This is a genomic window from Acidovorax soli (assembly GCF_014207955.1).
Lineage (GTDB): Bacteria > Pseudomonadota > Gammaproteobacteria > Burkholderiales > Burkholderiaceae_C > Acidovorax > Acidovorax soli_A.
On the sequence record NZ_JACHLK010000006.1, the window covers coordinates 216,665 to 241,495 of the forward strand.

A 24,831-nucleotide genomic window follows, 5' to 3' on the forward strand; every position below is an offset into this window, starting at 1 on the left:
AGATGCCACCCCGCATCAATACGGTGGTGCGGTTTCTGCCGACAGATCCAGGCTGCGCATCAGCTTGATCCATTCGTAGGGCGTGAGGTGGGGCTTGACACTGTCGAGCACCGCCTGGAACACCGGCGCGGGGGCATGGGCGCGCATGTCGGCCAGCATGGCCGTGCGCTCGGGCGGCGACATGAAGGGCACCAGCCAGCGCAGGATGGCCATCATTTCCGCCTGGGGGATGGAGGCCACCAGCGCGTTGTGGATCTCGATCAGCTCCTCGTCGCTGTAGTGCGCCCACAGCACGCTGTTGTGCCCGGTTTCCTCGGCATGCATGTGCTCGTAGTTGTGGGCGATGAACAGCGCCAATTGCCGGTACAGCACATGGGCCGCCGCCGAGCGCGCGACAGGGGGGCAACCCAGCAGCTGCGTGACGCCGGCGGCCAGCGCCGTGATGGCTTTTTCGTGCTCGCCATGTTCGCCTTCGAGCGCGCGTGCAGCCCCCGGCGCGCGCGCCTCGATGGCCGTGTGCACGAAGGTGTTCTCGTGCTGCAGGTGCGAACGGCACAGGTCCAGCAGCTCCATCACGCGTTCGCAGTGGGTGGCAAACTCCAGATCGTCGCTGACGTCCATGCGGCCCAGGGCCAGCAGGGTGTCGGACATCAGTGCGCGCAGCGCCTTGTGGATTCCGGCGTACATGTCCACGCGCGGTGCGCCGGTGGAATTCGAGGCATCGGAATGGGCCGAGATCAGGGCCGAGATTTCGCGGGGGTCGATGTTCATCGCAGTCTTCTTCTTTCATGCTGCCCTTGCGGGCCGTTGCACACTGTCTCTTTGGCAGTGTTCGGCCGGGTGCACCATGCACCCGCAGCCGATGAAAGAAGTCTAGGAAAGCGCGGCGTTTTCGCCTGTGAAGAACTTCCGCTTTCAGCGCCCCGGCGCCACCTGCGGCGTGATATTCCTCACGCTGCGGCGCGCAACATGTCGACAGCCTTCTCGGCGATCATCACCGTGGGTGCATTGGTGTTGCCGCTCACGATGCGCGGCATGATGGAGGCATCGACCACGCGCAGGCCGGCGAGGCCATGCACGCGCAGCTGCGCATCCACCACGTCGAGCGGGCCCGACCCCATGCGGCAGGTGCCCACCGGGTGGTAGATGGTGTCGGCGTACTGGCGGATGAATTGCTCGATCTGCGCGGGGGTCTGTGCACCGGCCGATGCCGGCAGCTCGCGCGCCCCGAAACGGGCCAGCGCCGGCTGGGCCAGGATCTCGCGCAGGCGCTGGAAGCCCCGCACCATGCGCTGCATGTCGTCCGCATCGGTGAGGAAGCGCGGGTCCACCAGCGGCAGGGCCATCGGGTCCTTGGTGGCCAGGCCCACCGTGCCCCGGCTGCGCGGCTGCAGCAGGCACACATGGGCCGAGTAGCCATGGCCCAGCACCGTCTTGCGGCCATGGTCCACGAGCTTGCCGATCACGAAGTGCAGTTGCAGATCGGGCGCGGTCTCGGCCGGGTCGCTCTTGATGAAGCCGCCCGCCTCGGCGAAGTTGGTGGTGAGCATGCCGGTGCGGCTGCGGCGCCACTCCAGCACGCCGCGCAACTGGGCCAGCATGCCGGCAGGCGAGATGCCAAACAGGTCCTTGAGTGCTGGCGCATTGAATACCTGCACCACGTCCGGGTGGTCATGCAGGTGCTGGCCCACACCCGGCAGGTCGTGCAGCACCGGGATGCCATGGCGCTGCAGGTGCGCGCCCGGCCCCACACCCGAAAGCATGAGCAGCTGCGGCGAGAGCAGCGCGCCCGCGCTGAGCAGCACCTCGCGGCTGGCGCGCACCTCGTGCAGCGCACCGCCCTGGCGGTATTCCACACCCACGGCACGCTGCCCTTCGAACAGGATGCGCGTGGCGTGCGCGCCAGTGATCACCTGGAGGTTGCTGCGCGCCAGGTGGGGCGTGAGGTAGCCCTTGGCCGCACTGTGGCGCTCGCCATTTCGGTGGGTCACCTGGTACATGCCCACGCCCTCTTGCGTGGCGCCGTTGAAGTCGGTGTTGTGCGGGTGGCCGGCCTGCACGCCGGCCTCGGTGAACAGCTGGCTGAAGCGGTTGGGCGAGCGCAGGTCGGCCACGTTGAAGGGCCCGCCCTCCCCGTGCCAGGCATCGGCACCGCGCTCGTTGTGCTCGGCCCTGAGGAAGTAGGGCTTGACGTCTTCCCAGCCCCAGCCGGGGTTGCCCTCTTCGGCCCAGTGCTCGTAGTCGGCATGCTGGCCGCGGATGTAGACCATGGCGTTGATCGAGCTGGAGCCGCCCAGCACCTTGCCGCGCGGCTGGTAGCCCTGGCGGCCGTTGAGGGCGGTCTGTGGCACCGTGTTCTGGCCCCAGCCGTTGAGCTCGAACTTGGCCATCACGGCCAGGCCTGCCGGGCAATGGATGAGCACGCTCTTGTCGGCGGGCCCGGCCTCGAGCAGGCACACGCGCACGGCGGGGTCTTCGGTGAGCCGGCCGGCCAGCACGGAGCCGGCCGAGCCGCCCCCGATCACGATGTAGTCGAACAACATGTTTTTGTCTCCAGGCCGTGCGCGGAGCTTTCGCCGCGCAGGGACCCGATGGACCATAACCGAACGGGCGTGCGATTCGGCTTACCATGGCGCCCATCCGTTTCACTTTGAAGAGAGCTCTCTATATGACGATTCAAACCGTTGGCATCATCGGCGCTGGCACCATGGGCAACGGCATTGCGCAGGCCTGCGCGGTGTCGGGTATCGACGTGGTGATGGTGGACATCTCCGATGCTGCAGTGCAAAAAGGCCTGGCCACCGTGTCCGGCAGCCTGGACCGGCTGATCAAGAAGGACAAGATCACCGCGGCCGACAAGGATGCCGCGCTGGCGCGCATCAAGGTCTCCACCAGCTACGACGACCTCAAGGCTGCGCAGCTCGTGATCGAGGCCGCGACCGAGAACTACGAGCTCAAGCTCAAGATCCTCAAGCAGGTGGACGCCCTGGTCGCCCCCGAAGTGCTGATCGCCTCGAACACCTCGTCGATCTCCATCACCAAGTTGGCCGCTGCCACCACGCGCGCCGACCGTTTCATCGGCATGCACTTCTTCAACCCTGTGCCCATGATGGCGCTGGTGGAGATCATCCGCGGCCTGCAGACCAGCGATGCCACGCACGACGCCGTGAAGGCCCTCGCCGAGGCCCTGGGCAAGAGCCCCATCACCGTGAAGAACGCGCCTGGCTTCGTGGTCAACCGCATCCTGGTGCCCATGATCAACGAGGCCTTCTTCGTGCTGGCCGAAGGCCTGGCCACGCCCGAGGACATCGACGCCGGCATGAAGCTCGGCTGCAACCAGCCCATCGGCCCGCTGGCGCTGGCCGACATGATCGGCCTGGACGTGTGCCTGGCCGTGATGGACGTCTACCTCACCGAGTTCGGCGACAGCAAGTACCGCCCCTGCCCGCTGCTCAAGGAAATGGTGGCCGCCGGCCGCCTGGGCCGCAAGACCGGCCAAGGGGTTTACAGCTACTGAGGCAGCCCATGCGCGCTGTCCCCCCGGGGACGGCGCGCTGTTTGCATTGGGTTTTCAATCAAGGGCAAGGAGACTTCCGTGCCCATGACAACCACCCCCATCACGCCCACCACGCCCCCGGCCGAAGGCTGCATCGACACCCAGGTGCTCGGCCATGTGCTGCTGATCGGCATCAACCGCCCGGCCAAGCGCAATGGCTGGACGCCCCCCATGTTCCGCCAGCTCGCCGAGGCCTATACCCGGCTGGACGACGACCCCACCCTGCGCGTGGGCGTGCTGCATGCCTTTGGCGACCATTTCACGGCGGGCCTGGACCTGCCGGCCGTGAGCGCCTACATGCAGCGCGGCGAAAAGGCCATCCCCGAAGGCCTGGTGGAGCCCCACGACTACGGGCTGCCCGGCTACCGGCGGCGCAGCAAGCCCATGGTGGTGGCGGTCAAGGGCATCTGCTTCACGGTGGGCATCGAGCTCATGCTGGGCGCCGACATCGTGGTCGCGGCCGATGACTGCCGCTTCTCACAGATGGAAGTGCAGCGCGGCATCATGGCCACGGGCGGTGCCACGCTGCGCATGGCCGAGCGTGCGGGCACAGGCAACGCCCTGCTGCACCTGCTGACGGCCGATGAATTCGGCAGTGCCGAGGCGCTGCGCCTGAACTTCGTGCAGAAGGTGGTGCCCGCCGCCCAGGTGCTGGACGAGGCACTGGCCATCGCCCGGCGCATCGAAGCCCAGGCCCCGCTGGCCGTGGTCGCCACCCGGCTCAACGTGCTCAAGGCCATCGAGCAGGGCCAGGCCGCCGCGGTGGCCGAGTTCATTCCCGTGCAGAAACAGCTGGCCAACAGCGAAGACGCGGCCGAGGGCGTGCGCGCCTTCGTCGAGCGGCGCCCTGCCCGCTTCACCGGCCGCTGAAGTCACCAGCGCCCCGCGTCCGTCACGCTTCGTTGCCAACGGGCGCTTGCACCCGCACGCGCGCCGTGCGTGAATAGCACCTTCGGCCCGTGCCGGCTGCAGCCCCCTGAGAAACCACCACCGCAACAAAAGATTACACAATTGAATTGCACGCAATTTAAATGTGCCGCACAATTCACCCCATGGCACGCAGCAACCCCACCACCCACACCCCGAGCCCAGTCCAGCTGCGCCTGGACAACCAGGTGTGCTTCGCGCTGTACTCCGCCTCGCTGGCCATGACCAAGCTGTACAAGCCGCTGCTGGAGACCGTGGGCCTGACCTACCCCCAGTACCTGGTGATGCTGGTGCTCTGGGAGCAGGACGGCGTGACCGTCTCCGAACTCGGTGAGCGCCTGTTCCTCGATTCGGGCACGCTGACCCCGCTGCTCAAGCGCCTGGAAAGTTCGGGCCTGATCGCCCGCATCCGCGATGCGCAGGACGAGCGCCGCGTGCGCATCAGCCTCACGGCCCCGGGCCGTGCACTGCGCGACAAGGCCGAGGCCATTCCACCCTGCGTGCTCGAAGCCAGCCAGTGCACCGTGCCCGAGCTGACCGCGCTGACCGGGCAGCTCAAGACCTTCCGCGACCGGATCCAGCCGCCGCGCTGACCCCATTTTTTGTTCCGTTCCCCCGTCCACCTCCGGACATTCATTGACCCACTGCAAAGGAAGACACCATGACGCAACTCGAAAAAGTCCTCTACACCGCCAAGTCCCACGTGACCGGTGGCCGTGATGGCGCCGCCAAGACCGACGACGGCCGCCTGGAAGTCAAGCTGTCCTCGCCCGGTACCTCGGGCACCGGCACCAACCCCGAGCAGCTGTTCGCCTCGGGCTACGCAGCCTGCTTCATCGGCGCCATGAAGGCCGTCGGCGGCAAGATCGGCATCCCTGTGCCACAGGACGTGTCCATCGACGCCGAAGTCGACCTGGGCCCCATCCCGAACGCCTACGGCATCGCCGCCCGCCTGAAGGTCAGCCTGCCCGGCCTGGACACCGCCACGGCCCAGAAGCTGGTGGACGCAGCCCACCAGGTCTGCCCCTACTCCAACGCCACGCGCGGCAACATCGACGTCAAGATCACCCTGGCGTAATCCATGGGCCGGCTGCTGCTCCCCCGCATCGCGGTGGCCCTGGTGGCCATCGAGCATGCCTACATCCTGGTGCTGGAGATGTTCTTCTGGAACAAGCCCCTGGGCCTGAAGACCTTCAACCTGACCCAGGAACTGGCCGATGCCACGGTCACGCTGGCTGCCAACCAGGGCCTGTACAACGGGTTCCTGTCGGCCGGCCTGTTCTGGGGCCTGTTCACCAGCAACCGGCTGTTCAAGATCTTCTTCCTGGCCTGCGTGATCGTGGCCGGCGTCTTCGGCGCCGCCACGGCCGTGCCCAAGATCTTCTACACCCAGGCCCTGCCTGCCATCATCGCGCTGGCCCTGGTGCTGGCGCTGGACAAGCCCTCGGCCCGCAACGCCTGAGCTGCCTGCAAGCGGTTCACAAGAAAGCCCACTGGCGCATGCCGGTGGGCTTTTTTGCCGCCTGGGTGTCGCGCAGGTGCTCCCGCCCGCTTGAGCCCCCTTGCGGATTCGTTTAGCGTGCGGCCATGAGCACCACCACCCTCCTCGTACGCCAGGACGCCCTGGCCCACACGGCCCTGCGCACCACGCAGGATGTTCCTCTGGCCGATGGCCAGGTGCGCGTGCGCGTGGAGCGCTTCGCGCTCACGGCCAACAACATCACTTACGCCGCCATGGGCGGCATGCTGGAGTACTGGCAGTTCTTCCCTTCGGATGAGACGGGCTGGGGCATCGTGCCCGTGTGGGGCTTCGGCACGGTGGTGCAGTCCCTGCACCCCGGCGTGGCCGTGGGCGAGCGGCTCTATGGCTACTGGCCCATGTCCACCCATGCCGTGCTCACCCCGGCCCGGCTCACCGAGACAGGCTTTTACGACGGCGCGGCGCACCGCGCCAAGCTGCACGCCGTGTACAACCAGTACGTGCGCACCGGCACCGACCCGTTCTACACGCCGGACACCGAGGACGTGCAGGCCCTGCTGCGCCCGCTGTTCGTCACGTCGTGGCTGATCGACGATTTCATGGCCGACCAGCAGTTCTTCGGCACGCGGCGCCTGCTGCTGTCCAGCGCATCGAGCAAGACCGCCTATGGCACAGCCTTCCAGCTGGCGCAGCGCGAGGGCCTGGAAGTGATCGGCCTGACCTCGGCAGCCAACGTGGCCTTCTGCGAAAGCCTGGGTTGCTATGACCGGGTGGTCGCCTACGACCAACTGGAGTCCATCGACGCGGCCACGCCCTGCGTCTATATCGACTTCGCCGGCAGCGTGGCCCTGCGTGCGGCCATCCACCAGCGGTTTTCCGCCCTGGCCTACAGCTGCGCCGTGGGTGCCAGCCACGTGAACGACCTGGGCGGTGCCGGCCAGTTGCCCGGGCCGCGCCCGACCATGTTTTTCGCCCCCGCCCAGGTCAAGAAGCGCCGCGACGACTGGGGCGCCCAGGTGCTCAACGAACGACTGGTCGCTGCGTGGCAGGCCTTTGCCGCGGCGGTGCAGGCGCCGCCCACGCCCTGGCTGCAGGTACAACAGCACCAGGGCCCCGAGGCGGTCGAGGCGCTGTTTGCCGCCGTGCTGGGGGGCGGGGGTGACCCACGCACCGGGCACATGGGCGGGCTCTGATCCGGTCGAGTCCCTGCACAGCGGACAATCGGGGCATGAACCGACTGCCCCCGAACGACACCGCCGACAGCCCACCCGCTCAGCACCCCTATGCGCACCTGACTCCGGACCAGGTGCTCGACGCGCTGGCCAGCGTGGGCCTGTACGGCGACGGCCGGCTCCTGGCCCTGTCGTCCTATGAGAACCGCGTCTACCAGGTTTCGCTGGAAGACGGCCAGCGCGTGGTCGCCAAGTTCTACCGCCCCGGCCGCTGGGCCGAGGCCCAGATCCTCGAAGAGCACGCCTTTGCCGCCGAGCTGATGGCGGCCGAGGTGCCTGCCGTGGGCCCCATGGCACTGAACGGCAGCACCCTGCACGCACACGAGGGCTTTTCCTTCTCCGTGAGCCCTTGGCGCGGCGGACGCGGGCCCGAGCTCGATGACTTCGACGTGCTCGAATGGATCGGCCGCTTCCTCGCGCGCATCCACACCGTGGGTGCGGCCCGGCCCTTCGCACACCGTCCGGTACTGGACCTGCAGGGCTTTGGCACGGCATCGCGCGACTGGCTGCTGGGCCACGACATGATCCCGCTGGACATGCAATCGGCCTGGCAGGAGCAGTGCGACAAGGCGCTCGCGCTGGTCGCCGCCAGCGGCCTCGCCCAGGCCCGCTCCATCCGCCTGCATGGCGACTGCCACCCGGGCAACATCCTCTGGACGCCCACCGACCTGCCCGGTGGCGGCCCGCACTTCGTGGACCTGGACGACGCCCGCATGGGCCCGGCCGTGCAGGACCTGTGGATGCTGCTGTCCGGCGACCGGCGCCAGCGCACCCAGCAGCTGAGCGCCCTGGTCGAGGGCTATGAGCAGTTCCGCAGCTTCGACCGGCGCGAGCTGGCCCTGATCGAGCCGCTGCGCACCCTGCGCCTCATCCACTACAGCGCCTGGCTGGCCCGGCGCTGGGAAGACCCGATCTTTCCCGTCAACTTCCCCTGGTTCGGCAGCAGCGACTACTGGCGCGGCCAGGTGGACATGCTGATCGAGCAGTGCGAGGCCATGCTGGAGGAGCCTTTGAACGCCTGACCCGGCTTGCACTGCGGGGCCACGCAGGCCTGCCCATGGGCGCGGCGGGCCGGCTTTGTAACCATCAAGCACTTGGGATGGGGATTTGACTCGTATATGCTTGTCGGCATATCCGCTACCGCACCCCGGCCCTCACCATGAAAGACGTTTTCAGGAACCTGCTCAATATCCGCCAGCAGCGCCGCCCCGCGCCCGTGGGCAGCGTTCCCGCCGTGGGCACAGCCATCATCCGCGGTGACGTGAAGATGAACGTCACCGAGCCCATCTCGCGCGACCTGTGGAGCTGGATGGTGTTGTCGGGCTGGCGCAACGTGCCGGTCAAGAACGACCGGCGCCAGTACACGGAAATGCCCGATGGCCTGCTCAAGCTGCTGATTGAAGCAGACCCCACGCAGCGCGATGCCGTGCACGCGCGCATCATGGCCAAGGCAAAGGAAGAGTAACCCCCTGAGGCGCTTCGCGCCTTCCCCCTGGAAGGGGGACGCCCCCAGCGCGGCGGGGCGGCCCTTGCGCGGGGGCACTGGCTTGAAGCCGCGCCCGCGTCAATGGCTCCAGGCTGCGTTCAAAAACCGAGGCACCCGCAGAGCAAAGGCCTCCGCGCGCATCGCCGCGAACAGAGGATGCCCCTGGATATCCGTCAGGCCAACAAGGCGTTCACGCGCTTGACGTAGGCCGCTGGGTCGGCCGGCAGGCCGCCTTCGGCCAGCAGCGCCTGGTCGAACAGGATGTGCGCCAGGTCGTGGAAGTGCACACTGCCTTCGAGTTTCTTGACCAGGGCGTGCTCGGCATTCACCTCCAGCACGGGCTTGGACTCGGGCGCCTGCTGGCCGGCCTGCTTGAGCATGCGGGCCAGTTGGGTGCTCATGCCATCGTCCTGCACCACCAGGCAAGCCGGTGAATCGACCAGGCGCGTGGTCACACGCACGTCCTCTGCCTTGTCCTTCAAGGCTTCCTTGAGCTTGGCGAGCAGGGGCTTGAAGGCCTCGGCGGCCTCTTCGGCAGCCTTCTTCTCGGCCTCGTCCTGCAGCTTGCCCAGGTCCACGGCACCCTTGGCCACGCTTTGCAGCGGCGTGCCGTCGAAGTCGTGCAGGTAGTTCAGCGCCCACTCGTCCACGCGGTCGGTCATGAGCAGCACCTCGATGCCCTTCTTCTTGAAGACTTCGAGCTGCGGGCTGTTCTTGGCGGCGGCCAGGGTGTCGGCCGTGATGTAGTAGATGGCCTCCTGGCCTTCCTTCATGCGCGCCTTGTAGTCGGCAAAGCTGACCGACACCGTGTCGCTGCTGGTGCTGGGAAAGCGCAGCAGCTTGGCCAGGCGCTCGCGGTTGCCGAAGTCCTCGCCCAGGCCTTCCTTGAGGACCGAGCCGAACTCGCTGTAGAAGGCCGTGTACTTGCCTTCCTTGGCCTTGTCGTCGGCATCGACCACGTCGGTCACGCCGTCGTCGCCAGCGGTGGCTTCATGCTTGTCGTGCTTGGCCAGGTCTTCGAGCATGGACAGCACGCGCTTGGTCGAGCCCTCGCGGATGGAGCGCACATCGCGGCTTTCCTGCAGCAGCTCGCGGCTCACGTTGAGCGGCAGGTCGGCAGAGTCGATCACACCCTTGACGAAGCGCAGGTAGGTGGGCATCAGCGCCTCGGCATCGTCCATGATGAAGACGCGCTTGACGTAGAGCTTCACGCCGGCTTTCTTGTCGCGGTTCCACAGGTCGAACGGGGCCTTGGCGGGGATGTACAGCAACTGCGTGTACTCGGTGTTGCCTTCCACGCGGTTGTGCGCCCAGGTCAGCGGTGCCTCGTGGTCGTGGCTGATGGCCTTGTAGAACTCCTGGTACTGCTCTTCGGTGATGTCCTTCTTGGGGCGGGTCCACAGGGCGCTGGCCTTGTTGATGGTTTCCCACTCACCGGTCTTGACCATGCCGCCGGGCTGGCGGCCGCCGTTCTCATCCGAAGGGTTGATCAGTTCGCCGTCTTTCCACTCTTCCTTTTCCATCAGGATGGGCAGGCTGATGTGGTCCGAGTACTTGGCGATGACGGACTTGAGCTTCCAGGCGTTGAGGTACTCCTCGGCCTCTTCGCGCAGGTGCAGGATGATGCTGGTGCCGCGCGCGGCGCGCGTGATGGCCTCGACCTCGAAGTCGCCCGTGCCGCCACTGGTCCAGCGCACGCCCTCTTCGGGCGCCACACCGGCGCGGCGCGATTCCACGGTGATCTTGTCGGCCACGATGAAGCCGGAGTAGAAGCCCACCCCGAACTGGCCGATGAGCTGGGCATCGGCCTTCTGGTCGCCCGAGAGCTTGCCCATGAAGTCCTTGGTGCCGCTCTTGGCGATGGTGCCCAGGTGCTCGATGGCCTCTTGCGCCGTCATGCCGATGCCGTTGTCGGTGATGGTCAGCGTCTTGGCGGCCTGGTCGAAGGACACGCGCACTTCGAGGTTGGGCGCATCTTCGTACAGGGCATTGTTGTTCAGGGCTTCGAAGCGCAGCTTGTCGCAGGCGTCCGATGCATTGGAGATCAGCTCGCGCAGGAAGATTTCCTGGTTGGAGTACAGCGAGTGGGTGACCAGGTGCAGGAGCTGGGCCACTTCGGCCTGGAACGACAGGGTTTGTTTGTTGCTCATGGTGTCTTGGAGTTGCTTTCGTACGGTCTCGGGGAAGGTCTTTCCGCACGCCGGAACCTGGCGTGAGAAGGTCATTCGCGCGTGTTCATTTCGGGGCACCGTTGTCGATTTCAAGGCCCCGGTCATGCAGACACCGGCCGGCCAACGGCAGCACCGGGGCGAGCTTACCGCGCATTGTTGACAATTGGAGGGTCGTTGGCGCTGGTAACGGCCATTTGGGCGCAATAAGATGCGCTTCGTGCTGCGGCGGGTGCTGCCAGCCAAGCCTTTGGACGCGTTTCCCCATGCCCACTTCTCTTCAAAAATGGTCGGCCGAGTTTCTCGGCACTTTCTGGCTCGTCTTCGGCGGCTGCGGCAGTGCCGTGCTGGCCGCGGCGTTTCCACAACTGGGCATCGGCTTCCTGGGCGTCTCGCTGGCCTTCGGCCTCGCGGTGCTGACCGCGGCCTACGCGCTCGGGCCCATCTCGGGCGGGCACTTCAACCCGGCGGTGTCGCTCGGCCTGGTGATCGGAGGGCGGTTCAAGGCCTCGGAACTGCCGGGCTATGTCGCGGCCCAGGTGCTGGGCGCCACGGTCGCGGCAGGCCTGCTGTACCTGGTCGCGACCGGCAAGCCAGGAGCCGACATCGGCGGCTTTGCCACCAATGGCTATGGAGAACATTCCCCGGGGGGCTATGGGCTGGTGGCCGCACTGGTGACCGAAGTGGTGCTCACGGCCATCTTCCTCATCGTGATCCTGGGCGCCACCTCGCGCCGTGCAGCCGAGGGCGCAGGCGGGCTCGCGATCGGCCTGTGCCTGGCGCTGATCCACCTGGTCTCGATCCCGGTGACCAACACCTCGGTCAACCCGGCGCGCAGCACCGGCCCGGCCCTGTTCGGCCCAGCGCACGCGCTGTCGGAACTGTGGGTCTTCTGGGCCGCCCCCATGGCGGGCGCGCTGCTGGGTGCCGCGCTGTACCGGGTGCTGTTCGGAGAAGACTGAGCCAGAGCTCAGCGGTCCAGCGTGATGCGCTGGATCAGCGCCTGCAGGATGGTGTCGGCCTTGTCGTTGGCCACCTGGCAGGTGCCCGCTGCGGCATGGCCACCACCGCCGAACTCCAGCATGAGGTTGCCCACATGGGTCTGGCTGCTGCGGTCCAGGATGGACTTGCCCGTGGCCAGCACCGTGTTCTGCTTCTGCAGCCCCCACATCATGTGGATCGAGATGTTGGCCGTGGGGAACAGCGCGTAGATCATGAAGCGGTTGGTCGCCCAGATGGTCTCCTCGTCGCGCAGGTCCAGCACCACCAGGTTGCTGATCTTGATGGCGCAGCGCTGCAGCTGCTCCTTGGCCTTGGGCGCATGCTCACGGTAGAGCGCCACGCGCTCCTGCACGTCGGGCAGTGCCAGGATCTCCTCGATGCTGTGGTCGCGGCAGTACTTGATGAGGTCCATCATCAGCGCATAGTTGCTGATGCGGAATTCGCGGAAACGGCCCAGGCCGGTGCGCGAGTCCATGAGGTAGTTGAGCAGCACCCAGCCCTCGGGGTTCAGGATGTCCTCGCGCGAGTACTGGGCCGAATCGGCCTGGTCCACGGCCGCCATCATCTCGTCGGTGATGCGCGGAAAGGCCGCCTTGCCGCCGTAGTGGTTGTAGACCACGCGCGCCGCCGAAGGCGCATGCGCCTCGATGATGTGGTTGCTGTCGCGGCGCCCCGAATTGCGGATGGTTTCCGACTCGTGGTGGTCGAACACCAGGTGCGCACCGGGCACATAGGGCAGGTTGGTGGTGATGTCACGCGCGGTGATCGGCACCTTGCCGTCCTGCATGTCCTTGGGGTGCACGAAGGTGATTTCGTCGATCAGGTCCAGCTCATTGAGCAGCACAGCGCACACCAGGCCGTCAAAGTCACTGCGGGTCACGAGGCGGTATTTGTTGTCACTCACAGTGTTTCTCCTTGTTACATTCGAGTGCGTATGCCACGATGGTAGCAATGCGCGGGCCGATGTCGGCACGCGGTTGCAAATAAAGGCACAGATGGTGTCGGCTTGGTGCCAAACGGTCGCCGTCCAGGCACCCTGCCCACCGGCCAGGTTCAGAATTTTTCATGCGGCAGCAGGTAGCGCCACTGCCCTACCGGCAGGTTGCCCAGGGTCACGCGCCCGATGCGGATGCGCTTGAGCCCCACCACCTTGAGACCGACCAGTTCGCACATGCGGCGGATCTGGCGCTTCTTGCCTTCAGTGAGCACGAAGCGCAGCTGCTCAGGGTTCTGCCACTCGACCTTGGCGCGCTTGAGCGGCTGGCCATCGAGCTCCAGCCCATGGCACAGGCGCGCCAGCTGTGCGGACGGAAACACGGCCTGCACGTCGGTGGCCACCTCGCCATACTGCACGCGCACCAGGTACTCCTTGTCCACCGTGGAGTCCTCGCCGATCAGTTGACGCGCCACGCGCCCATCCTGGGTGAGCACCAGCAGCCCCACCGAGTCGATGTCCAGCCGCCCGGCAGGCGCCAGGCCGCGCAGCTGCGGCGGCGAGAAGCGCATGCGGCCCGGATCGTCGCGCCAATGGGTGCGCGGGTTGATCAGCGCCACGGCCGGGGTGTGGCCGTCTTCGGCCTGCCCGCTCACGTAGCCGACCGGCTTGTGCAGCAGGATGGTGACCTGCTGCTCCTGGCGGCCCTGGGCGCGCTTGTCGACCTCGATGCGGTCGGTGGGCAGCACCTGCAGGCCCATGGCCGCCACTGCGCCGTTGACCTTGACCCAGCCCTGGGCAATCCAGTCATCGGCCTCGCGCCGCGAGCACAGGCCGAGTTCGGCCATGCGCTTGTTCAGGCGCGCACTGCCATCGGCCGCAGCGGCGGGCTTGACCGGCACGGGTGGGCGCGCGGGCGCAGAGGCAGCCCCCGGGCCTGCTGGCCGGCCAGCTGCGGCCTGCACGGCGCCGCGCGGGGCCGCTGGCGGCGCGGCATCGGCCCGCCAGACGTTGCCGCGCGCGGGCGGCCTGGCGGGCCGCGCTGGAGGGCGGGGGGCCGGTTCGGCCCTGCCCTGCAAAGCAGCCAGGGCGCGTTGCGTGGCGGTGGAGGGGGCGGCTGGCGCCGCTGGCGCGGCCGGGCGGCGCAGCACGGCGCGCCGGGGCGGGCTCTCGGGCTCGGCGGGCGGGGTGGCAGGGGTACGGGAAGAAGGCATTGCCCGTATTTTCCCCCCTTCGCAGGGGTTGGTGCCATACCGGGGCCAAGAAGGCGCCAGACGGCAGCGTCCGGCCCCTGGAACGGGTGCCTGTGGTCTCTAGGCGCTGGAGGCGGTGAGCTGGCGCGCCTGCCAGACCAGAAAGTCCTCGGCACCCAGCGGGCGGCTGATGTGGTAGCCCTGGGCCTCGTCGCAGGACAGGGCGCGCAGCCGGTCCAGGATGGCCAGATTCTCCACCCCCTCGGCCACCACCGTGAGCCCGAGGTTGTGTGCCAGGTCGATGGTGGAGCGCACGATCATCGCGTCGTCCTCGCCCGACTCCATGCCCATCACGAAGGATTTGTCGATCTTGAGTTCGTCCACCGGCAGGCGCTTGAGATAGGCCAGCGACGAGTACCCGGTGCCGAAGTCGTCGATGGAGAGCTTGAAGCCCTGCTCGGACAGGCGGTTGAGCATGGCTTCGGCGCGCAGGGGGTCATCCATGATGGCGCTCTCCGTGATCTCCAGGCAGAAGGCGCTGGCCTGAACGCCGTGGCGCGCCAGGATGGCGCCCAGCCGGGTGTGGAGTTCGGGGTCCAGCAGATCGCGCGTGGACAGGTTGACCGAGATGCGCAGCGGCATGGCTGCCGTGCGCGGGTCGGCCAGCAGGCGCGCCGTCTCCTCGAACATCCACAGCGTGAGCTGGCGCACAAAGCCCGTCTGCTCGGCAAACGGGATGAACTCCATGGGCGGCACCAGGCCGCGCCGGGGGTGCTGCCAGCGCACCAGGGCCTCGGCCGCCAGCCCGCCCTGCCCGTGCAGCGGCACCTTGGGCTGCAGGTACAGGCGCAGCTCGTCGTGCTCCACGGCACGGCGCAGTTCCGTCAGCAGCGACAGCGTCAGGGCGCTGGCCGAATCCAGGGATTCGTCGTAGCGCAAGGCACCGCTGAGCTTGCGCTTGGCGGCGTACATGGCGATCTCGGAGCGGCTGAGCAGCGTGTCGGCGTCCTCCGCATCCGCGGGCCAGCAGGCAAACCCCATGCCGGCGCTCAGGTCCACGGTCTGGTCCTCGAAAGCCAGAGGCTCCTCGAACGACTGGGTGATGCGCTGGGCCACCGCATGGGCCCCCTTGGCATCGGTGCGCAGCAGCAGCATGGCGAATTCGTTGCCACCGAGCCTTGCCACCATGTCGCTATCGCCCGGCACCTGCTTTTGCAGGCGCTCGGCCACGGCCTGCAGCAGGCGGTCGCCGAAAGCATAGCCCAGCACATCGTTCACGTGTTTGAAACGGTCCAGATCCAGCGTGAGCACCGTCAGGGGCCGCAGAGCGTCGCCCACCTGGGCGTCGATGGCATGCACCACGGCCTCGCGAAAGCGCTCCCGGTTGGGCAGGCCGGTGAGCCGGTCCCAGTAGGCCAGGCGGCGGATCTCGGCCTGCTGGCTGCCAATGTCCAAACGCATGCGATCGAAGGAGCGAGCCAGGTTGCCGATCTCGTCCTTGCGATCGGTGTGACCCAGCGGCACCCCGTATTCACCCCGCGACAGGCGCTGTGTGGCGGCCAGCAGGGAACGCAGGGGCGTCGTCAGGCGCTGGGCCACCAGCCCGGTGCCGACCGCAAACAGCAGCACGCCCGCGACGGTGATGATGGCCAGCAGCACCTGCAGCTGCTGGTACGGCGCGACCACCTCGTCCACCGAACGCAGCAGCAGGGTCTTCACCTCGTTGCCCGCGTTGCCCAGGGGGGCCTCGCGCGCCAGCAGCGTCCCTTCGCCGGTCTTCAGTTCCACCAGCGGCAGGCCCTGGCGGTGCAGGCTGGCCAACGCCGGGGCCGACAACGTGGTCACGGGCACCGACACACTGCCATCCGCCGCCTGGACCACCACGGCCACCTGCACCGACAGCAGGCGCCGCATTTCCTCGGCCAGGGGCTGGCCGATGGGGAAACCCATCAGCACCCAGCCGATGACCACCGGCGCCCGCATGGGCACCATCACGAACTGGTAGGGCACGCCGGCCATCATCGCCACCTGGCTGCCCTGCGGCTGGGCGGCCAGCGGCGGCACGACCTGGCGCAGCGTTGCGGGAAAGTCCAGCATATCGTCCGACAGGCTGGCCGCGCGCAGCTCCAGGTTGGTGCCCAGCAGCGCTGTCACGGCCGCACCGATGCGATTGCCATGGTTTTCCAGCACCGACTGGATGGTTTCCTCGTCATCCGAATTGATGGCCGAGCGAAAGCCGTAGTCGGCCGCCAGCAGGGCTGAGCCCTGGCGCAGCTTCTCCGCATTCTGGTCCAGCAGGCGCCGCCAGACGTTCTCGTCGGTATCGAGGGCGCGCGCGATCTGGCTGCGTGCATTGCGCTCGATGGAGGCCCGCACCACCGCAAACCCGGCCGCCTGCACGATGAGCAGCAGCAGCAGCGAGATGCCCACCAGCCTCAGGATGAGGCTGCGCCGCAGCACGGACAGGTTCAAGGTTGCAGCCCCGCCATGCGCACCGAGGCACTGGCCATGCCCGTGGCCGGCACGGTCAGTGCCTGCTCCAGGGCCGGCGCGCCCACCGGCAGCCGGTGGTGCCAGGTGCGCAGCTTGTAGGTGCCAGGGGGCACATTGTCGATCTGCGCCTTGCCGGTGGCGGGCGAGCTGGCGTAGTAGGGTGTGTCCACCACGAGGATCCAGCCGGCCATCTGGTCATGGATGTTGCAGCCCAGCACCACCACACCGGCCTGGTCGAAGAGGACGGGCTTGCTCGGTGTTCCCGTATACAGCTTGAGTTCGAATTTCTTGGTGGGTGAAAAGGAATAGACATGGTGCCGCACCGTGTCGCGGTTGGGGAACAGCACCTCCGTGCCCACCGGGATCACCATCGCCACCGGCACGAACTGGCGCTTCTCCTGTGCCATCTCCACACCGGGCTGGGGCTTGACCAGGCGCCTGGCCTCTGCCGATTCGAGGAACACCACGGCATCGGCCAGGGGCTTGCCCGCCGCGTCGCTCAGGTCCACCTGCACCGAGGCGGCCTGCACCAGGCCCGCCATGGCCGCCACACAGCCCGCCAGCACACGCCCGTGCACCCGCGAGCGTTGCCGCGCCAGGACGGGTTGCGCGCTCATGGTTCTATGGCCATGCCCGCGAGTGCCGCCCCGGTGCCGATCACGCCCAGCGAGGTGGCACGGCCGGTCGCCAGGTCCACCTTGTACAGGCGCGAGCGCGGATCGCCCGTCGTGCGCGCGGCCAGCAGGGCCACATTGCCCACATCGGAGATGTCGAAGGAGGCATCGGAGAGCGGCCCCAGGCCCAGGGGGCCGACGGTACGCAGCTGGCCGGTATTGGGTGAGACCACGGGCGTGGCGCCTTCGCGCGAGCCCTGCATCACCAGTGCGCCGCGGGCACGGTCGATGGCGTAGTTGGTGGTGATCTTGCTGTCCTGCGGGTTGTAGGTGTAGCCCGCAGCCACCACGTCAGGCACGCTGCCGACGTTGACGTCACCGGCCACATAGTGCAGCGCGGGGTCGGGCTGCACACCCGGCTGGGCAGGGTCGCCGTCGACCAGGGCCCCGGTGTCGGGATGCAGCCGCAGGTTGAGCCCGGAAGAGGACACCACGCGGATGCGGTCCGCCGCCGGGTTGAAATCGAAACCGAAGGACGCCCCGGTGAGCGGCACCGCGGCCGGGGCGGCGCCCACCGCCGTCAAGGCCCCGCTGGAGATGTCCAGTGTGTACAGGCGCCCGGCCTGCGACAGGGCATACAGCACGCCCTTGGCCACGCGGAAATCCACGCCGATCAAGCGCTCGCCGGAGGCCAGTCCCGTCACGCGCCGGCGCTCGAGGATGGTGTCGGGCCGGCGCGCATCGAACACGATGAGTTCGTGGTCTGCCGTCACCGCCACAAGGCGTTCACGGCGCTCGGATGCATCGGGCATCGGGCCGCCGGTACAAGCGGCCAAACCCATCAGCACCAGAGTGCCCAGGACACCACGCAGATGAAGAGAGGTGTGGAAGCGGCTCATGGAAGATCCTTTGCAGAAACTGTAACGGGTTTATACCCGATAGACCCTGGGCGTGGCGTATTACAGTGACCATGCATTCCCCTGGCCATCATCAAAAAAGATAGCGCCCATGCCAATGGATATGTGTAACAACGGACAGCTCCATGCCTGCCGGCAGGCCGGCATCCGTTGCCGCGAATGCGCCCGTCGTCCGTTTGCGGAAGAAACGCCCATTTGTAACAAGCCCTATGCTGGCGCTGCATGGGGCCATCCTGAAGCGTCATAACATTTTGTGACATTTATCCCTACACTGTGTATGCCCTCCTGCGCCACCAGCGTTGCCGGCCCTGCGCCTGCCTGGGCACCGTTATTGCTTCGTGCCACCCTATCGAATTCAACAGCCAAGGACCCCCATGCCGGCCGCCTCGTCCCTCAAATCTCTGTCGATCTCCAGCCGCCTGGGCCTGGGTTTCGGCTGCCTGCTGGTGCTGCTGATCGCCGTGGCCGCCGTGGGCCAGTTCTCGGTCGGCAAGCTGCATGAGCACCTGCAGCAGGTCACCGGCGCGGGCGCCACCAAGACCCGGCTGGTCAACGAGATGCTCGACAGCGTGAGCGCCATCGGCATCCAGAGCCGCTCGGCCGCCATGCTCAACGAGATCGACCCCAAGCAGGCCCGCGACCAGATCAAGAACGCCGAGAAATCCCTGCAGGGCTATGCCCGCCAGGAAGCCAGCCTGGCCGACCTGCTCAAGGCCGATGGCACGAGCGAGGCGGAGCGCAAGCTGCTGGCCGAGGCCCAGGAGCTGGGCCGCAAGACGCGCCCGGAACTGGATGCCGCGATGAAGGCCGCCGATGACGGCGACACCGTGAGCGCCACGCTGAACCTGATGACCAAGGTGGCCCCGCTGGAAGCCGCCTGGCGCGGCAAGCTGGCCCAATTGATCGAACTGCAGAACACCTTGAACAGCGAGGCCACGGCCTCGGCCGAGGTCACGCAGAGCCGCGCGCGCTGGACCGGCGGCCTGCTGGTGCTGCTGGCCATCGGCCTGGGGGCGTTGATCGCCTGGCGCATCACCAGCAGCATCACGGCCCCCATCGGCCGCGCGGTCGTGGTGGCCGAGCGCATTGCGCGCGGCGACCTGACCTCGCAGGTGGAAGTGCGCATCCACGACGAGACCGGCCGCCTGCTCGAAGCCATCGCCGCCATGCAGGACCGCCTGCGCAGCCTGGTGGGCGATATCGGCGGCACGGCGGAATCCATCCTCGTGGCCAGTTCTGAAGTGGCCTCGGGCAACCTCGACCTGAGCCAGCGCACCGAGCAGACCTCGCACAACCTGCAGGGTGCCGCCAATGCCCTGGCCGACCTGACGGGCACCGTGTCGCAGAGCGCCGATGCCGCACGCCAGGCCAACCAGTTGGCCTCCTCGGCATCGGAGGCGGCCACGCGCGGTGGCGAAGTGGTCTCGCAGGTGGTGCGCACCATGGACACCATCAGCGGCAGCTCGCGCAAGATTGCCGACATCACCAGCGTGATCGACGGCATCGCCTTCCAGACCAACATCCTGGCCCTCAACGCCGCCGTGGAAGCTGCCCGGGCCGGGGAGCAGGGCCGCGGCTTCGCCGTGGTGGCCAGCGAGGTGCGCAACCTGGCCGGCCGCGCCGCCCAGGCGGCGCGGGAGATCAAGACCCTGATCGGCGCCAGCGTCGAGCATGTGCAGGAGGGCAGCACCCTGGTGAACCATGCGGGCAAGACCATCGAGGAGTTGGTGATGTCCGTGCGCCGCGTGTCCGACATCATGGGCGAGATCACCGCAGCGACGCAGGAGCAGAGCCAGCGCATCGGCGAGGTCAGCCAGTCCGTGGGCGCGCTCGAAGAGATGACACAGCAGAACGCCGCCCTGGTGGAGGAAGGCGCTGCCGCGGCCGACAGCCTCAAAGAGCAGGCCGGCCGCCTGACCCAGATGGTGCACACCTTCCGCCTGCGCCGCGACCGCGCCGATGACCGCGAATGGCAGGGCGCGCCCGAGGCCGTGGCAGCCGTTCCCGCGCCCGTCCCGGCGGTGGGCCAGCGCAAGCCCGGTCTCCCCGCCCTGCCGCGCGGCTAGGACGCGCCGGAAGCAGCGGCGCGCGGGTCCGCCAGCCGCTGGAAGATGCTGGACTGCAGCGCCGCGAGGTCGAGCACGCGCAGGCCTCCGTATTCGACGCGGATGGCCCCTTGCACCTCCAGCGCCGCCAGCGCCTCGTTCACGCGCTGGCGCGACAGCCCCACCAGGTAGGCCAGCTCCTGCTGCGTGATGCGCAGCACCTCGCCCACCCCGGGGTAGAGCACCGGGTTGAAGAGGGAGGCCAGGCTGCGCGCCACGCGCACGTCGGGATTGTTCAGGCGGTCGATCTCGCGTGCCGCGATGAACTGGCCCAGGCGCTCGTTGAGCTGGTTCATCACGAAGCGGTTGAAGCCGATGGAGTGGTCCAGCAGCCAGTGGAAGGTGTCGATCGGCAGGCCCGCCACGATGCTCTTGCGCAGCGCCTGGATGTTGTAGCGGTAGGGCTCGCGCTTCATGGCCGTGCCCTCGCCGAACCAGCCGCCGGGCGGCACGCCGGTATAGGTCATGGTCTGGCCCTGCGCGTTGTCGCTGCTCATCTTGAGCAGCCCCTCCACCACGCCGAACCAGTAGGTCACGGGCCGGCCCACGCGGCACACATAGTCGCCCGGAGCCGCGTCGCCCACCAGCAGCGCCGCCTCGGCACGTTCGCGCTCGGCCGGCTGCAGCTGCGTCAGCCAGGGGATGTTGGCCAGTTCGGCCTCTGTGGGCAGGCGCCGGCGCTGGTGCAGTGACAGGTCCTGGTTCATGGGGCTCGGTGGCGGAATGCGTGAGGGAATACCACGATGCGAATTGTCGCCGCAACGATAGATTTTCACCAATCGGCTGCGGATGATGGCCTTCCGAGGGGACCCGGGCCCCCATTCCAAGCGTACGGAGACATCACGACATGACGACAGGCGGTATCCACCCCACCCAGCCGGCGCTGCGCCGGCGCACCCTGCTGGCCGGCGCCATCGCCCTGCCGCTGGCACACTGGGGCAGCAGCCGTGCCCTGGCACAGGACGCACCCATCCGCATCGGCCAGTCCACCGCTCTCACCGGCCCCCTGGGCGATCTGGGCTCGGCCATGCACCAGGGCGCCAAGGCGGCCTTTGCCGGTATCAACGCCAAGGGCGGCGTCCATGGCCGCAGCATCGAGCTGACCACGCTGGACGATGCCTACGAAGTGCCCAAGGCCCTGGCCAATGTGGACAAGTTCCTGGCCGATGCGGGCAACTTCGCCCTCTTCAACTGCATGGGCACGCCCATGATCGAGGCCATGCTGCCCAAGGTGGTCGAGAGCGGCGTGCCCTTCTTCGCGCCCTTCACCGGCGCCTTGCTGAGCCGCACGAAGAGCGCGCGCAGCGTGTTCAACATCCGCGCCAGCTACGCCGACGAGGCCGAGAAGCTCGTGCAGCACCTGTCCACCATCGGCATCCAGCGCATCGGCATCGTCTACCAGAACAACTCCTTCGGCAAGGAAGTCTTCAGCGCCGCCGAGCAGTCCATGGGCCGGCTCAAGCTGCCGGCCGCGGTGACCGTGACGGTGGAGAGCAATGCTTCGGACGCCGGTGCAGCGGCGGCCAAGCTGGCAGGCGCCGACCTGGAGGCCATCGTCATCGGCCTGGCGGGCAAGCCCACGCTGGAGTTCGTGAAGGCCTTCCGCGCGCTCAAGCGCGGCGTGACGCTGTATGCCCTGTCGGTCATGGGCACGCCCGCCACGGTGAAGGCCCTGGGCGCCGACGCCACGGGCATGGCCATCTCGCAGGTCGTGCCCCTGCCCTCCAACGTGGTGATGCCGGTGGTGCGCGATTTCCAGGCCGCGTGGAAGGCTTCGGGCGCCACGGCCGAACCCTCGCACCTGGCGCTGGAGGGCTATCTCAATGCGCGCGTGTTTGCCGAAGCGCTGCAGCGCGCGGGCCGCAATCCGACGCGCGCCGCCTTCATCGACGCCACCTGGAACCTCAAGAAGTGGGATCTGGGCGGCTTCGAGGTCAACGCCAGCACCCCAGACCGCAATGCCTCGCGCTTCGTCGAGCTCACCCTGATCGGCCGCGACGGGCGCTTCCTGCGCTAGGACCTGAAGCGGTCACTGCGGCGCCACCGCGTAGCGGTAGCCGCGGAACGACCAGACCGTGCGGCCCTGCTCGATGCGTTCGAGCTTGAGCCCCGGTGCGGCCTGGTCCCCCTCCTGCAGCACCTGGCCATTGACGATGGCCATGCGGTGGGCGGGATTGCTCGAGTAGGTGGCGCCCGTGACCTGGAGCACCGGCAGTTGTTCGCGCACCGAGGGCGGCAACTCGTTCTGGGCAAAGACGGGACCATTGGCAGGCGCCGCGGGAGCAGCCACCGCCGCAGGACTGGGCGCAGGGGGCGCGGCTTCACGCCGGGCAGGCTCGGCCTCGCGCACCGGCCGCTCGCGCACGGGCTCGGCCGCACGCTTGGGCGCCACGGGCCGTGGCTCCACCGTGGACGCGACCACAGGCTGGGTGGGTGCAGGGGCTGGCAGTGGTGCTGGTGCGACCGTGGCCGCCGGCACGGGGGGCGGCACCGCCAGGGGCGCGACCACGGCCGGCGCTGGCGGTGCCGGCGCAGGGGCCACCGGTGGGGCCACGGCGACAGCCGCCGTGCCGGCGGGAGCACCGCCGCCCGCAGGCCGCTGCATGGCCCACCAGGTCCCACCCGCCGCGAGGGCGGCCACGGCCAGCACGGCCGTTCCCACCAGCACCAGGTTGGCAGGAGCGGGCCGCTCTGCGGGCGCGCCCCCCGCCGGCATGGCCTGCGTATGGATGCCCGGCACGGCACCCCGGCCCCGCTCGGCTTCTGCGCGCCGCAGCGCATCAAGGATGTAGGACATGGGGATCAGGCTCCAGTGCGCAGGCGCGGTTCTTTCACGCCGGCGGCGCGGTTGAGCAGCATGAGGGTCAGGGGGCCGGCACGGCCATCGGGCGTGACGCCCTGGGCCAGCTGGAAGCGGTGGATGCGCGATTGCCGCAGCGCAGGCGTCACAGGCCGGCTGCTGGGGCCGGAGCCGCCGGCCGCCTTGGAGGCCAGGCGCGCATCGAGCCAGGCCGTGCCGGCCGGGCTTTCGGTGATCTCGCCTTTCTCAGGCATACCGGGCGGGGCACGCCACAGCGTGGCCATGTCACCCCGCCAGACCTGGGCCAGGTCGGCCACGGGCACATGCAGGGTGCGGCCACCGCTCTCCAGCGTGGCCACCTCGTCGTCCAGGCTGCGCAGCACGGCCGCCACGGCGTTGTCGCCCTCTTCCGAAGGGAACAGCGTGAGCAGCACGGGCCGGTCGATCTGGCGGATCAGGTTCAACCCCGCGCGGCGGTTGCGGTAGCAGCGCAGCCCGTCACGCGGCAGCGTGGTGCAGGCGTCCGCGCCATCGGCCAGCTTGGCTCCCCAGGCCGCAGCCAGGGACTGCCAGGCCACGGTGTCGTTCGCGGACTGCGCCAGCAGGAACTGCTGCAGGCCAGACACCGGGGCCGGCGCGGGCACGGCGGCCGAGGCCGCGGCAGATGCCGGCGCTGCCGCCGGGGCCACAGCCACCACCGGCGCGGACGCGGCGACCGCGGGCGGCTTGGCCACGGCCGACGATGCAGCGCGCAGCGGCGCCGCGGGGGTGGCCGTGCTGGCCGCCTTCGCCGCGGCCGCTTGCGGCTGCGCCGGTCGCATGCCCAAAGACCACCCGGCAACCGCCACGAGGGCGGCCCCCGCCACCACCCCGGCGCCGGCCAGGGCCCAGCGGGGCAGGCCCGCCCGGGCGGCGCGGGGCGTGGCCACCGCGGCGGACACCGGCGCACCGAAGACCTCGCGCGCAGCACGCTCCACGATGGCCGTGCTCACCTCGCGCGTGCCGGCCGCATAGGCGCCGAGCAGGGCCCGGTCGCACAGCAGGTTGATGCGCCGCGGTATGCCGCGCGCGAGCGCATGCACGCGCCGGATGGCGCGCCGGCTGAAGGGCACAGGCCCGTGCAGGCCGGCCACGGCCATGCGGTGGGCGATGTACTGCTGCGTCTCGTGTGCACTCAGCGCATCCAGGTGAAAGCGCGCGATCACGCGCTGGGCGAGTTGTTCCAGCGAGGGGCGTGCCACCATGCTGCGCAGCTCGGGCTGGCCGATCAGGATGATCTGCAGCAGCTTGCGCTCGGCGGTTTCCAGGTTGGTCAAGAGGCGCAGCTGCTCCAGCACATCGGCCTCGAGGTTCTGCGCCTCGTCGATGATGAGCACATTGTTGCGCCCGCTCGCATGCGCCGCCAGCAGCGAGGCATTGAGCGGGTCGATGCAGTCCTTGACGGTTTCCAGGCCCGGCACGGCCGGCTTGTGCGGCACGCCGAACTCGTCGCAGATCGAGCGCAGCAGCTCGCCCACCGTGAGCTTGGGGTTGAAGATGTAGGCGACGTTGCAGTTTTCGGGAATCTGCTCCAGGAAGCAGCGGCACACCGTGGTCTTGCCCGCGCCCACTTCGCCCGTGAGCAGCACGAAGCCGCCCCCGGCATCCAGCCCGTAGAGCAGGTGGGCCAGGGCCTCCCGGTGCCGCTCGCTCATGAAAAGATAGCGCGGGTCGGGGGCGATGGAAAACGGCGGGTGCTGGAGACCGAAGAACGGGGCGTACATCCTCTGAGGATACCGCCCTGAGGTGAAGCGTTCCCCGACACCCGTCCACAGCAGCCTCCCAAGCTTGTTTCAAGGGGTTCAGGGTTTCACCCAAGGAGTAGTTTCCCGTAAATTGTCGTCGGCAAGACAAGGCGACGTCAAAGTCGGTCCTAGCATTCATC

The 24,831-nt window shown here is 68.2% G+C and carries 22 protein-coding genes; 11 read left to right on the forward strand and 11 right to left on the reverse strand.

The features are described 5' to 3' along the window. Window positions 1–15: 15 nt before the first annotated feature. Both HNP48_RS16785 and HNP48_RS16790 read right to left on the reverse strand, forming a co-directional pair. Complete coding sequence (locus tag HNP48_RS16785) at window positions 16–771, reverse strand: hemerythrin domain-containing protein (RefSeq protein ID WP_184859023.1); 756 nt, start codon at window positions 769–771, stop codon at window positions 16–18. Between the two features lie 179 nt (window positions 772–950). After that, window positions 951–2,540, reverse strand: a complete 1,590-nt coding sequence (locus tag HNP48_RS16790; RefSeq protein ID WP_184859308.1) for a GMC family oxidoreductase — start codon at window positions 2,538–2,540, stop codon at window positions 951–953. A gap of 128 nt (window positions 2,541–2,668) precedes the next feature. Here HNP48_RS16790 and HNP48_RS16795 point away from each other — a divergent pair, with 128 nt between their 5' ends. The 8 genes from HNP48_RS16795 (at window position 2,669) to HNP48_RS16830 (ending at window position 8,660) form a co-directional block, all read left to right on the forward strand. Further along, on the forward strand, window positions 2,669–3,517 hold the full coding sequence (locus HNP48_RS16795; RefSeq protein ID WP_184859024.1) for a 3-hydroxybutyryl-CoA dehydrogenase: 849 nt from the start codon (window positions 2,669–2,671) through the stop codon (window positions 3,515–3,517). An 84-nt stretch (window positions 3,518–3,601) separates the two neighbouring features. Beyond that, complete coding sequence (locus HNP48_RS16800; protein WP_184859026.1) at window positions 3,602–4,426, forward strand: crotonase/enoyl-CoA hydratase family protein; 825 nt, start codon at window positions 3,602–3,604, stop codon at window positions 4,424–4,426. Between the two features lie 182 nt (window positions 4,427–4,608). Beyond that, window positions 4,609–5,076 carry a MarR family winged helix-turn-helix transcriptional regulator gene (locus tag HNP48_RS16805; RefSeq protein WP_184859028.1) on the forward strand — a complete coding sequence of 156 codons (468 nt, stop codon included), beginning with the start codon at window positions 4,609–4,611 and terminating at the stop codon, window positions 5,074–5,076. A gap of 68 nt (window positions 5,077–5,144) precedes the next feature. Then, complete coding sequence (locus HNP48_RS16810; RefSeq protein WP_184859030.1) at window positions 5,145–5,561, forward strand: organic hydroperoxide resistance protein; 417 nt, start codon at window positions 5,145–5,147, stop codon at window positions 5,559–5,561. A gap of 3 nt (window positions 5,562–5,564) precedes the next feature. Beyond that, window positions 5,565–5,945, forward strand: a complete 381-nt coding sequence (locus HNP48_RS16815) for a DUF1304 domain-containing protein (RefSeq protein WP_184859032.1) — start codon at window positions 5,565–5,567, stop codon at window positions 5,943–5,945. Window positions 5,946–6,070: 125 nt separating this feature from the next. After that, window positions 6,071–7,156, forward strand: a complete 1,086-nt coding sequence (locus HNP48_RS16820) for a DUF2855 family protein (protein WP_184859034.1) — start codon at window positions 6,071–6,073, stop codon at window positions 7,154–7,156. 35 nt (window positions 7,157–7,191) lie between these two features. Beyond that, window positions 7,192–8,217, forward strand: a complete 1,026-nt coding sequence (locus HNP48_RS16825; RefSeq protein ID WP_184859037.1) for a serine/threonine protein kinase — start codon at window positions 7,192–7,194, stop codon at window positions 8,215–8,217. Window positions 8,218–8,354: 137 nt separating this feature from the next. Continuing rightward, window positions 8,355–8,660 carry a hypothetical protein gene (locus tag HNP48_RS16830; RefSeq protein WP_184859039.1) on the forward strand — a complete coding sequence of 102 codons (306 nt, stop codon included), beginning with the start codon at window positions 8,355–8,357 and terminating at the stop codon, window positions 8,658–8,660. Between the two features lie 194 nt (window positions 8,661–8,854). On the opposite strand, the gene htpG is transcribed toward HNP48_RS16830, so the two are convergent. Next, the gene (htpG, locus tag HNP48_RS16835) at window positions 8,855–10,831 is read right to left on the reverse strand and encodes a molecular chaperone HtpG (protein ID WP_184859041.1); all 1,977 of its coding nucleotides are present in this window, start codon (window positions 10,829–10,831) and stop codon (window positions 8,855–8,857) included. A gap of 284 nt (window positions 10,832–11,115) precedes the next feature. Here htpG and aqpZ point away from each other — a divergent pair, with 284 nt between their 5' ends. After that, window positions 11,116–11,811, forward strand: a complete 696-nt coding sequence (gene aqpZ / locus HNP48_RS16840; protein ID WP_184859043.1) for an aquaporin Z — start codon at window positions 11,116–11,118, stop codon at window positions 11,809–11,811. Between the two features lie 8 nt (window positions 11,812–11,819). Here the strand turns inward: aqpZ and HNP48_RS16845 are convergent, their stop codons facing one another. The 5 genes from HNP48_RS16845 to HNP48_RS16865 all read right to left on the reverse strand — a co-directional run bounded on the left by HNP48_RS16845 (window position 11,820) and on the right by HNP48_RS16865 (window position 17,984). Then, entirely contained in the window at window positions 11,820–12,755 is a 936-nt protein-coding gene (locus HNP48_RS16845; RefSeq protein WP_184859045.1) for an exopolyphosphatase, read from the reverse strand. Window positions 12,756–12,904: 149 nt separating this feature from the next. Next, window positions 12,905–13,633: a pseudouridine synthase gene (locus tag HNP48_RS16850; RefSeq protein WP_221480251.1), complete on the reverse strand. Its 729-nt coding sequence runs from the start codon at window positions 13,631–13,633 to the stop codon at window positions 12,905–12,907. Window positions 13,634–14,098: 465 nt separating this feature from the next. After that, complete coding sequence (locus tag HNP48_RS16855) at window positions 14,099–16,450, reverse strand: bifunctional diguanylate cyclase/phosphodiesterase (RefSeq protein WP_184859047.1); 2,352 nt, start codon at window positions 16,448–16,450, stop codon at window positions 14,099–14,101. Further along, window positions 16,447–17,013, reverse strand: a complete 567-nt coding sequence (locus HNP48_RS16860; RefSeq protein WP_260420273.1) for a methylamine utilization protein — start codon at window positions 17,011–17,013, stop codon at window positions 16,447–16,449. The genes HNP48_RS16855 and HNP48_RS16860 overlap by 4 nt, the downstream gene beginning before the upstream one ends. 71 nt (window positions 17,014–17,084) lie before the next feature. Continuing rightward, window positions 17,085–17,984, reverse strand: a complete 900-nt coding sequence (locus HNP48_RS16865) for a DUF4394 domain-containing protein (RefSeq protein WP_184859051.1) — start codon at window positions 17,982–17,984, stop codon at window positions 17,085–17,087. 392 nt (window positions 17,985–18,376) lie between these two features. Here HNP48_RS16865 and HNP48_RS16870 point away from each other — a divergent pair, with 392 nt between their 5' ends. Beyond that, a complete protein-coding gene (locus tag HNP48_RS16870) occupies window positions 18,377–20,068 on the forward strand; it encodes a methyl-accepting chemotaxis protein (protein ID WP_184859053.1) in 1,692 nt (563 codons plus the stop codon). Here HNP48_RS16870 and HNP48_RS16875 read toward each other — a convergent pair. Continuing rightward, window positions 20,065–20,814, reverse strand: a complete 750-nt coding sequence (locus tag HNP48_RS16875; RefSeq protein WP_184859055.1) for a Crp/Fnr family transcriptional regulator — start codon at window positions 20,812–20,814, stop codon at window positions 20,065–20,067. The genes HNP48_RS16870 and HNP48_RS16875 overlap by 4 nt on opposite strands. A gap of 140 nt (window positions 20,815–20,954) precedes the next feature. On the opposite strand from HNP48_RS16875, the gene HNP48_RS16880 reads away from it, so the two are divergent. After that, a complete protein-coding gene (locus HNP48_RS16880) occupies window positions 20,955–22,124 on the forward strand; it encodes an ABC transporter substrate-binding protein (RefSeq protein ID WP_184859057.1) in 1,170 nt (389 codons plus the stop codon). 12 nt (window positions 22,125–22,136) lie between these two features. Here HNP48_RS16880 and HNP48_RS16885 read toward each other — a convergent pair whose 3' ends face one another. Together HNP48_RS16885 and HNP48_RS16890 are read right to left on the reverse strand one after the other, a co-directional pair. Next, complete coding sequence (locus HNP48_RS16885) at window positions 22,137–22,904, reverse strand: general secretion pathway protein GspB (RefSeq protein ID WP_184859059.1); 768 nt, start codon at window positions 22,902–22,904, stop codon at window positions 22,137–22,139. A gap of 5 nt (window positions 22,905–22,909) precedes the next feature. Then, window positions 22,910–24,670 carry an ExeA family protein gene (locus HNP48_RS16890; RefSeq protein WP_184859061.1) on the reverse strand — a complete coding sequence of 587 codons (1,761 nt, stop codon included), beginning with the start codon at window positions 24,668–24,670 and terminating at the stop codon, window positions 22,910–22,912. Window positions 24,671–24,831: the final 161 nt, after the last annotated feature.

Coding starts and splice junctions, on each gene's coding strand:
- HNP48_RS16865 (WP_184859051.1), bottom strand. CDS start 17,984: ATGAGCCGCTTCCACACCTCTCTTCATCTGCGTGGTGTCCTGGGCACT.
- HNP48_RS16875 (WP_184859055.1), bottom strand. CDS start 20,814: ATGAACCAGGACCTGTCACTGCACCAGCGCCGGCGCCTGCCCACAGAG.
- HNP48_RS16795 (WP_184859024.1), top strand. CDS start 2,669: ATGACGATTCAAACCGTTGGCATCATCGGCGCTGGCACCATGGGCAAC.
- HNP48_RS16805 (WP_184859028.1), top strand. CDS start 4,609: ATGGCACGCAGCAACCCCACCACCCACACCCCGAGCCCAGTCCAGCTG.
- HNP48_RS16870 (WP_184859053.1), top strand. CDS start 18,377: ATGCCGGCCGCCTCGTCCCTCAAATCTCTGTCGATCTCCAGCCGCCTG.
- HNP48_RS16825 (WP_184859037.1), top strand. CDS start 7,192: ATGAACCGACTGCCCCCGAACGACACCGCCGACAGCCCACCCGCTCAG.
- HNP48_RS16815 (WP_184859032.1), top strand. CDS start 5,565: ATGGGCCGGCTGCTGCTCCCCCGCATCGCGGTGGCCCTGGTGGCCATC.
- HNP48_RS16860 (WP_260420273.1), bottom strand. CDS start 17,013: ATGGCGGGCCTGGTGCAGGCCGCCTCGGTGCAGGTGGACCTGAGCGAC.
- HNP48_RS16800 (WP_184859026.1), top strand. CDS start 3,602: ATGACAACCACCCCCATCACGCCCACCACGCCCCCGGCCGAAGGCTGC.
- HNP48_RS16785 (WP_184859023.1), bottom strand. CDS start 771: ATGAACATCGACCCCCGCGAAATCTCGGCCCTGATCTCGGCCCATTCC.
- HNP48_RS16885 (WP_184859059.1), bottom strand. CDS start 22,904: ATGTCCTACATCCTTGATGCGCTGCGGCGCGCAGAAGCCGAGCGGGGC.
- aqpZ (WP_184859043.1), top strand. CDS start 11,116: ATGCCCACTTCTCTTCAAAAATGGTCGGCCGAGTTTCTCGGCACTTTC.
- HNP48_RS16850 (WP_221480251.1), bottom strand. CDS start 13,633: ATGGCCGAACTCGGCCTGTGCTCGCGGCGCGAGGCCGATGACTGGATT.
- HNP48_RS16890 (WP_184859061.1), bottom strand. CDS start 24,670: ATGTACGCCCCGTTCTTCGGTCTCCAGCACCCGCCGTTTTCCATCGCC.
- HNP48_RS16880 (WP_184859057.1), top strand. CDS start 20,955: ATGACGACAGGCGGTATCCACCCCACCCAGCCGGCGCTGCGCCGGCGC.
- htpG (WP_184859041.1), bottom strand. CDS start 10,831: ATGAGCAACAAACAAACCCTGTCGTTCCAGGCCGAAGTGGCCCAGCTC.
- HNP48_RS16820 (WP_184859034.1), top strand. CDS start 6,071: ATGAGCACCACCACCCTCCTCGTACGCCAGGACGCCCTGGCCCACACG.
- HNP48_RS16830 (WP_184859039.1), top strand. CDS start 8,355: ATGAAAGACGTTTTCAGGAACCTGCTCAATATCCGCCAGCAGCGCCGC.
- HNP48_RS16810 (WP_184859030.1), top strand. CDS start 5,145: ATGACGCAACTCGAAAAAGTCCTCTACACCGCCAAGTCCCACGTGACC.